At 40.6% G+C, this 10,077-nt stretch carries 13 protein-coding genes, 2 pseudogenes and 1 CRISPR repeat array; of the genes and pseudogenes, 2 read left to right on the top strand and 13 right to left on the bottom strand.

Going from position 1 to position 10,077, the window contains the following annotated elements:
• Nucleotides 1–83 precede the first annotated feature (83 nt).
• A CRISPR array of direct repeats spans nt 84–383; the repeat unit is 36 nt; unit sequence ATTATACCATACCAAGAAATAATTGGGAACTACAAC.
• Between the two features lie 178 nt (nt 384–561).
• The 9 genes and pseudogenes from E5329_RS26505 to E5329_RS31195 all read right to left on the bottom strand — a co-directional run bounded on the left by E5329_RS26505 (nt 562) and on the right by E5329_RS31195 (nt 5,606).
• Nucleotides 562–1,764, bottom strand: a complete 1,203-nt coding sequence (locus tag E5329_RS26505) for a phosphopentomutase (protein ID WP_135992200.1) — start codon at nt 1,762–1,764, stop codon at nt 562–564.
• Nucleotides 1,761–2,479: pseudogene (locus tag E5329_RS26500) on the bottom strand (purine-nucleoside phosphorylase). Before E5329_RS26500 ends, E5329_RS26505 begins: the two are co-directional and overlap by 4 nt.
• A 28-nt stretch (nt 2,480–2,507) precedes the next feature.
• Nucleotides 2,508–3,251, bottom strand: coding sequence for a GntR family transcriptional regulator (locus E5329_RS26495; protein ID WP_135992199.1), 744 nt, complete (start codon nt 3,249–3,251; stop codon nt 2,508–2,510).
• A 79-nt stretch (nt 3,252–3,330) separates the two neighbouring features.
• Nucleotides 3,331–4,059: an ABC transporter permease gene (locus tag E5329_RS26490; RefSeq protein ID WP_408634707.1), complete on the bottom strand. Its 729-nt coding sequence runs from the start codon at nt 4,057–4,059 to the stop codon at nt 3,331–3,333.
• A 31-nt stretch (nt 4,060–4,090) separates the two neighbouring features.
• Nucleotides 4,091–4,474: pseudogene (locus E5329_RS32375) on the bottom strand (ABC transporter permease subunit); the annotation flags it as partial.
• Entirely contained in the window at nt 4,407–4,562 is a 156-nt protein-coding gene (locus E5329_RS31205; RefSeq protein ID WP_275443776.1) for a hypothetical protein, read from the bottom strand. The pseudogene E5329_RS32375 and the gene E5329_RS31205, both read right to left, overlap by 68 nt.
• Nucleotides 4,559–4,930: an ATP-binding cassette domain-containing protein gene (locus tag E5329_RS26480; protein WP_275443774.1), complete on the bottom strand. Its 372-nt coding sequence runs from the start codon at nt 4,928–4,930 to the stop codon at nt 4,559–4,561. The genes E5329_RS31205 and E5329_RS26480 overlap by 4 nt, the downstream gene beginning before the upstream one ends.
• Nucleotides 4,852–5,121 (bottom strand): type 1 periplasmic-binding domain-containing protein, encoded by a 270-nt coding sequence (locus tag E5329_RS31200; protein WP_275443773.1) that lies wholly within the window; start codon nt 5,119–5,121, stop codon nt 4,852–4,854. Before E5329_RS31200 ends, E5329_RS26480 begins: the two co-directional genes overlap by 79 nt.
• A gap of 35 nt (nt 5,122–5,156) precedes the next feature.
• Nucleotides 5,157–5,606, bottom strand: coding sequence for a BMP family ABC transporter substrate-binding protein (locus E5329_RS31195; RefSeq protein WP_275443772.1), 450 nt, complete (start codon nt 5,604–5,606; stop codon nt 5,157–5,159).
• A gap of 219 nt (nt 5,607–5,825) precedes the next feature.
• On the opposite strand from E5329_RS31195, the gene E5329_RS31190 reads away from it, so the two are divergent.
• Both E5329_RS31190 and E5329_RS26470 read left to right on the top strand, forming a co-directional pair.
• A complete protein-coding gene (locus E5329_RS31190) occupies nt 5,826–5,957 on the top strand; it encodes a hypothetical protein (RefSeq protein WP_275443771.1) in 132 nt (43 codons plus the stop codon).
• Nucleotides 5,947–6,378, top strand: a complete 432-nt coding sequence (locus E5329_RS26470) for a very short patch repair endonuclease (RefSeq protein WP_135992197.1) — start codon at nt 5,947–5,949, stop codon at nt 6,376–6,378. Before E5329_RS31190 ends, E5329_RS26470 begins: the two co-directional genes overlap by 11 nt.
• Nucleotides 6,379–6,401: 23 nt before the next feature.
• On the opposite strand, the gene E5329_RS26465 is transcribed toward E5329_RS26470, so the two are convergent.
• The 4 genes from E5329_RS26465 to E5329_RS26450 form a co-directional block, all read right to left on the bottom strand.
• Nucleotides 6,402–6,785 carry a hypothetical protein gene (locus E5329_RS26465; RefSeq protein ID WP_135992196.1) on the bottom strand — a complete coding sequence of 128 codons (384 nt, stop codon included), beginning with the start codon at nt 6,783–6,785 and terminating at the stop codon, nt 6,402–6,404.
• Nucleotides 6,778–8,148: a hypothetical protein gene (locus tag E5329_RS26460; RefSeq protein WP_135992195.1), complete on the bottom strand. Its 1,371-nt coding sequence runs from the start codon at nt 8,146–8,148 to the stop codon at nt 6,778–6,780. Before E5329_RS26460 ends, E5329_RS26465 begins: the two co-directional genes overlap by 8 nt.
• A gap of 14 nt (nt 8,149–8,162) precedes the next feature.
• Complete coding sequence (locus E5329_RS26455; protein WP_135992194.1) at nt 8,163–9,377, bottom strand: AAA family ATPase; 1,215 nt, start codon at nt 9,375–9,377, stop codon at nt 8,163–8,165.
• Nucleotide 9,378: 1 nt separating this feature from the next.
• The coding region (locus tag E5329_RS26450) for a hypothetical protein (RefSeq protein WP_275443770.1) at nt 9,379–10,077 on the bottom strand (699 nt) is incomplete at its 5' end.

Genomic DNA, 10,077 nt, shown 5'->3' with positions numbered 1-10,077 from the left:
ATCTTCCCATAAAATGGGAGGTTTTTTAATTAATTTTTTTAAGCGTCAGAGCTGACCCAACCAAGTTAAGCACTCATTCCATTATTATACCATACCAAGAAATAATTGGGAACTACAACAACAGCACACACGGCATTTATCGTCCAATGATTATACCATACCAAGAAATAATTGGGAACTACAACCTGGTGCTTAGACGGTTGGAAGTCTGCATTATTATACCATACCAAGAAATAATTGGGAACTACAACTTGACTTTCATTGTTTTTTCCTGATAAAAAATTATACCATACCAAGAAATAATTGGGAACTACAACTACCATTCACTAATAGTATTAGGCCTTATTATTATACCATACCAAGAAATAATTGGGAACTACAACAACGTATTCAAATTGAGTAACATCTGTAAGTTAGTTTTTACAGATTTAGTATGTCTCTGACAAGTAAATTTATTCCTGTTCCATTGACAGGAAATTTTCATGATTTTGGGATGTTGACAAAACACTGGAGGAACTCCAGTAACGTCCCTCCAGATTGAAATTTTAAAACTTACACTTTTTACTTGACAATCCCCTTTAATACATCCAACAAAGATTCCCCAATCGTGCCTTCCGGCATTTCCAAACCGAAATTATCTGCTACTGTGGCCCCAATTACTGCAAAAGTTTCCTGCTCTGGAATCTCTCCATTGCCTTCCATGGATGGGGAATAGGCCAGGAATGGAACCTTCTCTCGTGTGTGGTCAGTCCCGGTATAGGTGGGATCATTGCCGTGGTCTGCCGTAATCATCAGCAGATCATCCTTTTGCAGGACCGCCAGTAATTTCCCCAGATTTTCGTCAAACTTCTCAATTTCACGGGCATATCCTTCTGGATTTCTCCGATGTCCCCAAAGCGCATCAAAGTCCACCAGATTGACAAAACAAAGTCCATGGAAATCACTTTTGGCAATCTCAATGGTCTGTTCCATGCCGTGGACAGAACTTTTGGATTTATGGGCTTCGGTAATGCCCTCGCCATCAAAAATATCCCTGATTTTACCAATGGAAATCACATCCAGCCCTTTGGCTTTCAATGCATCCAATGCCGTTTTTCCAAATGGCTTCAGCGCATAGTCATGGCGGTTGCTGGTGCGTTTGAATTCTCCTCTTTTCTTTCCTGTATAGGGGCGGGCGATCACGCGGCCTACCATCCATTCCTCACGCATGGTAAGCTCCCGGGCAATTTCACAGCATCGGTACAGCTCTTCCAGCCCAAAGGTTTCTTCATTGCCGCAGATCTGCAGTACAGAATCTGCAGATGTGTACACAATCATATGCCCAGTGGCAATCTCTTCCTCCGCCAGCTCTTCCAAAATTTCTGTTCCGCTGGCGCTTTTATTTCCAATAATTGTTCTTCCCGTCCTTTGTTCCAACTCCTCAATCAATTCAGGGGGAAATCCCGTTTCTGTAAAGGTCTGGAAAGGCTTTGTCACTTCCAGTCCCATCATTTCCCAGTGCCCCGTCATGGTATCTTTCCCTTTGCTCTTTTCCTTGAGCTTTCCATAATATCCCAAAGGAGATGCCACAGGCTCCACCTGTTTCAAAGGCGTGATGTTTCCAATGCCCATTTTCTGCAAATGGGGAATCTCAAGTGTCTCCACTGTCTGGGAAATATGTCCCAGGGTATTAACGTCAATATCTCCAAAGGCTGCCGAATCCTCCATAGGGCCTACGCCCAGGGAATCTACTACGATAACAAAAATGCGCTGATACTTCATCATGGACTTTCACTCCTTTCAGCCAGCCCTAAGGCACAGCGTATCATCATGTCTAGTTTCTGCTCCCTCTGCTCATTTGTCAATGTCTCATTGCTGTGAAGGCTGCTGCCGGCAGTGAGTATGCCCAATGCCCGTCTGCCTGCCCTTGCCGCAGTGCAGTAGAGGGAGAGGGTTTCCATTTCCTGAATCAGAACCCCCATTTTAGCCCAAATTCCTTTTTTACCCTCCTGGTCTTCATAAAATACATCTAAACTGAATATGTTTCCTACATGAAATGGTGCTTTTTGTTCTCGTGCAATTCCCACAGCCTGCTCTAACAACGAGAAATCTGCGATTGGCGCAAATGTGCCTGGCAGATGGTACTGCATTGGGAAATTGGAATTGGTGCAGCATCCCATTGCAAAAACCAGAGCGCCTACAGCAACATCCTCATGGATCGCGTCGGCAGTTCCAATACGGATAATAGTTTCCACGCCATAGTTACGAAACAATTCATATGCATAAATTCCCATGTAAGGATTTCTCATTCCGCTGCCTTGCACTGACACTTTGCAGCCTTTGTAATAACCGGTATATCCATACATGTCTCTGACCTGGTTGTAACAAAAGGCGTTCTCAAATAAGTCTCTGCAATATATTTTGCGAGAAGCGGGTCTCCTGGCATCAGAAGAGTTTTCCCAATCTGTCCTGCTTCTGCCTTATTATGAAAAGTTTTCAATGTTAATCACCTCAATTTATCATTGTTTCTATGTCTTTGAGCCATAGATTCCGCGTGAAGGAAGTTTATTTACTTTTTCTCCGCAGGCTGATCTCATAGAGAACTGCTCCCATATACATTTTTTGGACAATACCGGCGTATCGTATTCGGTATATAATTCCTCTTCCAGAATCAGAAGCGGATCCCCTTCCGGAATATTCAAAATATTTGCAAGGCGTTCCCTGGTGTGTACAATACGCAGCTTGGTATCGCTGTACAAGCCTCCTGGGGACAAAAGTTTTGCATAAAATTCATAGACGCTGTCCGTATCTTCCAAATCTACTTCCCCTTTGTCCAAAAACTCATAGGGCATATATACCATTGCAAACCCAACAGGAGCATCCTGGTGGAAATAAGTGATATCTATAACCGCAACAATACTGGAGGGCCTGAGCTTTAACACTTCCTGATGTTTGCGGGTAGCTGGCTGAAAGCCGATGGCAGTCACTACCCGGTCTATGGGCTGGACGCAGAAATCCATAATCGGATTCCCAACTTTTTCCAGCCCGTTTGACTGTAAATCCTGATTAGAAAGAACAATATTGCCCTTTCCCTGATGGTTCCCAACTAATCCATCCTCTTGAAGAAGAAGCATAGCCTGCCGTAAAGTGCCTCTGCTCACCTGAAACTGCTCTGCCAGGATATTCTCTCCCGGCAGTTTATCACCAGGCTTATATTTGCCTTCTTTCAGCCATTGGCAAATCGTCTCGTATACAGTTACATATAAGGGCATTTTCACGTTTTTTCTTTGATGATATTTTCCATAACAGGTATATACTCCTTCTATAACTTGTTTTACTTGCAGTATACACCTAATCGACCAATTTTCCAAGTGCTTCCGGCCCTTTTGCTTTCTTTCCGACAAATAACAGAATTAACGGGATAATGATATAGGGCATCATCTGTACGAGCTGAGAAGGAATTACAAAATCAGTAAGGTAAAATCTGGCTGCCTGGGCAACCGCGAAGACCATGCCGGCCCCAAGGGAGCCTAATGGCTGCCAGCCGCCGAAAATATTTACCGTCAGGCCTGCCGTCTGAACTGCATGGGGCTGGTTGCCGATGGCACGGTAATGAAGCTCGAACTTTGTCTTGTAAAACAGAATCCAAACAGCAGCCACAATTGCAAACATAACATATAAATACGGCGACTGATTTTTAAATAATGCCCCAATAATGGGAATATCCGAAAGAATCGGTACGGTGATGCCAGAAATTGCGTTGACAGGATCAGACATTCCCTCTGTGTGCCAAATGGCTTTGAGAAGCACCGCCGTAATTCCGCTGGCGAAAAGGTTGACCCCAACGCCAACTACGGACTGGTGCGCCTTCCATTTAATGCAAAACAGGGCATAGAGCCAGCCCACCACCCCTCCGGCAAGGATGGATACGAGCACTCCGGCAAAGGCGGATCCTGTAAAGAAAGAGTCTGCAACTCCCAAAAATGCTCCAAGAAGCATCATGTCTTCCACACCCAGAAGAATGACTCCGCCCCACTCTGCAATTGTGCCGCAAAAGCGCCCAGACCCCTCCCAAGGCAGCCAAGCCGCCGCTTAATATCATGGAAAGAACCAAAAGTAACTGGACTTTACTCCCGGCTGTGCCGGCTGCAGAAGCATTTGCGCATACTGCCCGAAGCTGGAAGCCAAGGGATGTTTTCCATAAGAAAATATACAGGGCAAAGGCCACTGCCAAAAGTAAAAACAAGGAGCTGGTAAGCTGTGTCTGGGGAATCAGCCGCCCAAACCATACCCCTTCGGGGCTCACATGGGTCTGAGGTGTGGAGCCCTGTGCTTTTACATGTCCGCTCACCAGCCAGGAAGTAAACAGCGTGCAAATATAGTTCAGCATTATAGCAACAATCACCTCACTGGCGTTAAGCTTTGCCTTAAAAATCCCCGGTATGCTGCCAACAGCCATACCTGTCAGAATCCCCGTGAAAATGCTTATGGGCATCAGAAGATGCGCCGGCAGAAAAGACAGGCCTAAGGCAGTCAGCACTGCCGCCATTGCTCCTGCATGGAGTCTCTTTTGTTTTTTTCATTTGCCTGTACCTCCTGCTCTTTTTCCTGTCATGAACAATCCAATTTCTTCTTTTGTGCATGTGCCATTTTCAAACTCGGCAGTGACTTCTCCCTCATACAGCACTGCAATTCGGTCACTGAGGTTCATGACCTCTGACAGTTCGGCAGATATCAGCAAGATGGCGTTGCCCTGTTCTTTCAGGTCTAACAACGTCTTATGTACTTTTTTTATGGCTGCGATGTCCAAACCCCTGACAGGCTGTGCCACCAGCATAAACCCAGGGGCATGGCTGGTTTCTCTTCCAGAAATCATTTTCTGCTGATTGCCGCCGGAAAGTTTTCCAATCTGCTGTTCCAGTCCTGCAAGCTTTGTCTCAAAAAGTTCCACCTGTCCTCCCGGATTTCCTGAAGCTTCTTTAACACGGCATCGGGAACTTTGATATTATTGCCTTCCATGGTGAAATCCATGCTGCCGTCACTTAGTCCCAAAAGCTGATTTTCTCCGGTATAGGCGCCCACCACCACACTGGCAATGGCATGATAAGCGAAAGTATCCAGTCTTTTGAGCATACTCGCCATAATGAAATCCGGTGCAATGGTGTTTTGATTCAGGTTTAGCCGTCAGACAGTTTGCTGTCAATTTGCTTCTGCTTCGCCAGCACAGACAGAGCCCCGACCATAAAACTGCTTTCCTGTGCCTTACAGGAATATGAGGCTACATTGTCAAGCCGGGATGTGGCGTCCAAAAGGGCAAAACGTTGGTTTGTGTAGACAGAAGCTACATTATTCAGCGCGTCAACCTGTTCATCCCCAACACAGATAATTAGATCGTATTCTTCAGAAAACGCCATCTCGTCCTGGATGCTCTCCTCATCTGCGACAGATTTTGGCTCTACCTGGTCATAGGTACTCCCAAAATCTTTAGCAGCGTGTTTCACCCCCGCCAGGTCGTTGAAAGAATTGCCTCCCAAACCAGCTTGTGTGAAAACAATGCCAATATGGACAGGACTTTCCAGAACTGCGTCTTTTTCAGAAGCGGACGGGGCGTACCCTGCGAAGGCCAAACCTGCTAATTTAAAAAAAGGAAAATTGTCTATTATGAATAAAAGAAAAAGAGAAAACAGAGTTTGCGGTTATGGAGTCTTCCAAAAAGGGGGATTAGGCTTTACATCTTTCATGGATGTGTCCTTTGGTTTATGGTGGTAAATAGAAACTGAAGGTGGTATAATCAAATAGGCTATATGATGTGCTTGTAGACAGAATTATCAGTCTGTGGCTAGAAAATGGCAGGTAAAACGGCATTGCTTCCGGGATGCGCTGCGCATCGGAATAAAAATGGGTTTGTGCTGATGGATGCATGGACAAAGGATGGATTTTTTGTTTTAAGAAGAGAGGTGCAATGTAATGGCACGTGATAAAGCAATAGTTACGAAAACTATGAAGCGTGTGAAAAGCAAAGATACATCTATTGAAATTGCTTTAAGAAAGGCTTTATGGAAAAAGGGATTCCGGTACCGCAAAAATTGTGCGAAATTGCCTGGAAAGCCGGATATTATTATCCCTAAATACAAGATTGCTATATTTTGTGACAGTGAGTTTTTTCATGGGAAAGATTGGGACAAATTAAAGTTACAGTTACAAAGAGGAAATAATGCAGACTATTGGATTAAGAAAATTGAACGAAACAGGCAAAGAGACAGGGAAAATGAGAAGAAACTTATGTTTTTAGGGTGGAATGTTGTGCGGTTTTGGGGAAAAGATATTGCGAACGATGTCAATGAGTGTGTCAGAGTTGTAGAAGAAAAGATTTTTGATATTTACGTAAGTGATGATTAAATGTTTTTGGCAAAATGTTATGCTCAAAATGCCATTGGCAGTCCATAAGGCCGATGGATCTGCATGCCATGATCAGACTGCCGTTCATTTTTATTTAAATTTCTCAATATATTTACGGCATTTCCCAAAAGTTTTTGATATTGTTTCATGTTAATTTGAATGCTTCTTTTGAGTTCTGTTAATGGATGCGCATGATGGGTGCATTTATCTAATAGATATATACATTCTCCCAATGTCATTTCTCTCGTTTCTTTTAATTTATCATAATAAAAGTTACGCTGTGATAATCGTAATATATCTTCGCTTGCTTTAAATGGATTGAATATCAATTCATTCATTTCTACTTCTAAAGCTCTGCAATATTCCAGACAGAGCGGAGCATAATCCACAGAATCACAATCATTCACATGTAGTGCCGTCTATTCCTTGAACATCTAAAACATACTTACACAATTTTTTGAATTGCATGATATTGAGGTTTGACTGATTCCCTATGCCGGCGGAAAGCGTCATAATTTTATAACCATTTTCACTCTCTAACAATTCATCAAATGCATTTGCATCATTTCGAAAAATCAATGCACCTTGTTTTTTTACATTTTTGCTACAGTGTTCTTCAAAGGCTCTTCTGAAATTAGTGAAATAGCCAATCATTTTGTATATTTCTTCCGTGTTTGCGCCTGAATTGCGAATTCTATTCTTAACATCAATCATGACCAGTGAATTTTCTTTTGACATATAACGTATTGATATGTCAGGAATTCCTCTAAGTCCTTGTAATGTTCCATTTTTATTATATTTCCAAACTAATTCCTCTTTCGTTTTCCAATATAAATTTGCGCCTTTTTGATAATATATTTCCAATATGCCTCCGGTAGGAACAGATAATTTAAACACATATCCATCGCCAACTTCCATAATGTTTTTTTCCTCTATCAGATTAGCGTCAAACTCAGATATAAATGTCTGTTTGATGCTGTAAAGGCACCAGAGTTCAAAAAGTTTATTTGCAAAATCATTCGAATATCTCAAAATATTTAGTGTTTTTGAGTGAGATTTAATGACAGAACCTTGCTGAAAAGCATTGTACCAATTAAAAATTTTTTGATAGTTTAAAGGATTTCTAATTTTACTTTTATGAATGCGATTATAAATAATATTTATTTCTTCGGAGGGAAAAACATTGCCATATGATTTTTTTATCTGATCTGATAACTGCTGACATTCTTTGAAATAAGCCTTGGTTGAAAACATACGAAAAGCTTTAGAATGATGCTCTATCAGACTTAATTCTCTATAAATTGCGGCATTTCCTTTATCCCTTAAAAATCTTTTAAACCTATCAAGCATTTCAAGGATATTTTTGATAATAAAAATGATATAAACGTTTTCTGGAGTCACATAAGTTTTGGCTTTTACTACACATGGATAATCTTTCGGATATCGCCTTTGTGTCAGACGTTTGGTATATTTACTCACATTTAAACGTCCCCCTATATTGCCGATATATGTTTCCTCTTTATCTGCATGGGCCATTGACAAGCATGAATCCAAATCCGAAATAAGCTCATGTAATGTCTCAATATTAGCAAGGACGATTCTCAAATATATTTCCCAATCTGTAGGAGTAATTTTGGTCGTATCAAGTTCATAGCCTATTTCCTGTATGCATGTAGAAAATGATGAAAAATATTGATTAATGAAGGATAAAAATCCGCCATCTGAATAGAGACATTCAATTTGTTTGTCGGTAAACAGATTATGATCCATATGCCGTTCTCCTTTTAATGAATATATTTAAGTATTGCGCTTTTTGATTTATCAAACATGTTAAACTCAGATTTTTCACTTATCGCAGTATAAAAGGCATTCAATTTCATATAATCAAAGCCGTCAATTTGCGGTACTATTCTACTTGCCACTACCATGTCGATCATGGATAATACATCTTTCTTTTCCAGAATTGCAAAATCAGAACCATCCAAAATTAATGAAATATACAATGTCTCGTAAGCGTCAATAATCTGAGCGGTTCCTAACGCCAATCCAAGATATGAGGCGTCTTCTGCCCGTTGATATCTAATATGGCGGATAAAATCTTTCATCTCTCGTTCGGAAGATAAAAAAGCTCCATGATTGTTAAGCGTTTCGAAAAAACTATCGTTTATCTTCTGCGCTCCATAATTGCCTACTTTCCCTATCACCCGTTTTTTCGCTTGAATCTTTGCATTCTCAACTTCTGTTTCAAAGTATTCTTCTGCGGGCGGCAGTATCTCGATAAACGTAAATCTTCTTGATAACCCCTGAGATATATCAAAAACAAAATTTTTATCGATATTATTCATGGCGCCAATGATACGATAACGATTCGGAATATAAATACATTTTTTGTTTTCATCCTTTTCATACCACAAGCGAATTGATTTTGCAGTGGTTAAAGAATCATTTCCAAACGCAGTAAATAACTCTCCAAATACTTTGTCGATTTCGCATCTGTTCAGTTCATCTAAAATCAGCCAACTGGCTTGTTTTGCTCCATCATAATGCTCGTTTTGGACAACAGAATTACAACAATGAATGATGCTTTCTACGATACATCCATTTTTGCCTTTCAAAATCTCATGTCCTGCTTCATCTGTATCTGGTTGCAAACCTCCAATTGTATCATATGTTGTCCAATCAGATATTGCTGTCGCCTCATCGAAATTTACATGAAAAACTTCGCAAATTATCTTTGCTAAAGTAGTTTTCCCTGTTCCTGGAGGGCCTTGTAAAATAATATTGCCTTTTACAAGGCCAGCAACAATTTCCCTGAGGAGGTTATCATCGCCAAAATATACTCCATTCTCAACTATTTTTTCTTTTAGCTTTACGATTACATTCTCTGGAATATCTATTGGTTTCTCTGCTATATGTCTTGTCGCGAGATATGTATCTTCATAAGATTCAGGAAAAATGTTTCCAATATTAAATTGTTCTATTTGGTCTAACTTAGCCATCTTATGTCTCCCTTATCATTTGAATTATTTCCTGTTCGCTCTCCGGGTTTATTACATGTCTTCGTTCAAACTCAATTTGGAATCCATTTGGAATTTTATTACATGCAACAATCTGGAAGACAAAAAACTCGTGAAGCTTGTCCATGTCTTGATTAATAAAAATAATAAAGTCCCCCTGAATTAACTCTTGTCCATGAGCCTGCTCATATGATACAGTTAATGTTCCAAATGCTTTAGTTGTTTCGGGAGATTCCATTATAAACAATGCCTTAATAACATGTGGCAAATGGCGAGTTTTTTTCTCAGAAGTCAATAAATGCCGCTTATTAATATCGACTGCATAAAAGCTTAATCTACGTAACATGTCGCCATATTTGCTTTCTGCCATAAAATTCATTGATAATCTATGCTGTCCGTTCTGGAAGTATAGTTCAAATATACCTTTATCTTTGAAATGCTGAATGGAGCTCAATTGTGAACTTCCTTGCATTTCCTGACAATAATCCAACTTAGCGCCTTCTCGTGATGTACGGATAGAGATGATTGCATCAGAATATGTCTCCTTGCCATTGAGCAAGGAATATACCAGATAGTCTTGTTCAATAGTTGTTAAATATCTTAGTTCCAATAACGCTTTTATAATCTGGTTTTTAACAGTTCCATAATGCAAAAAGTATCTGCAGGTCTTATAAAACCTGTA

Source organism: Petralouisia muris (assembly GCF_004793545.1).
GTDB classification, from domain to species: Bacteria; Bacillota; Clostridia; order Lachnospirales; family Lachnospiraceae; genus Petralouisia; species Petralouisia muris.
This window is presented reverse-complemented; position numbering and strand designations above follow the sequence as displayed.

Coding starts and splice junctions, on each gene's coding strand:
- E5329_RS26505 (WP_135992200.1), bottom strand. CDS start 1,764: ATGATGAAGTATCAGCGCATTTTTGTTATCGTAGTAGATTCCCTGGGC.
- E5329_RS26495 (WP_135992199.1), bottom strand. CDS start 3,251: ATGCCCTTATATGTAACTGTATACGAGACGATTTGCCAATGGCTGAAA.
- E5329_RS31205 (WP_275443776.1), bottom strand. CDS start 4,562: ATGAAAAAAACAAAAGAGACTCCATGCAGGAGCAATGGCGGCAGTGCT.
- E5329_RS31200 (WP_275443773.1), bottom strand. CDS start 5,121: ATGGCGAGTATGCTCAAAAGACTGGATACTTTCGCTTATCATGCCATT.
- E5329_RS31190 (WP_275443771.1), top strand. CDS start 5,826: ATGGCAGGTAAAACGGCATTGCTTCCGGGATGCGCTGCGCATCGGAAT.
- E5329_RS26470 (WP_135992197.1), top strand. CDS start 5,947: ATGGCACGTGATAAAGCAATAGTTACGAAAACTATGAAGCGTGTGAAA.
- E5329_RS26460 (WP_135992195.1), bottom strand. CDS start 8,148: ATGGATCATAATCTGTTTACCGACAAACAAATTGAATGTCTCTATTCA.
- E5329_RS26455 (WP_135992194.1), bottom strand. CDS start 9,377: ATGGCTAAGTTAGACCAAATAGAACAATTTAATATTGGAAACATTTTT.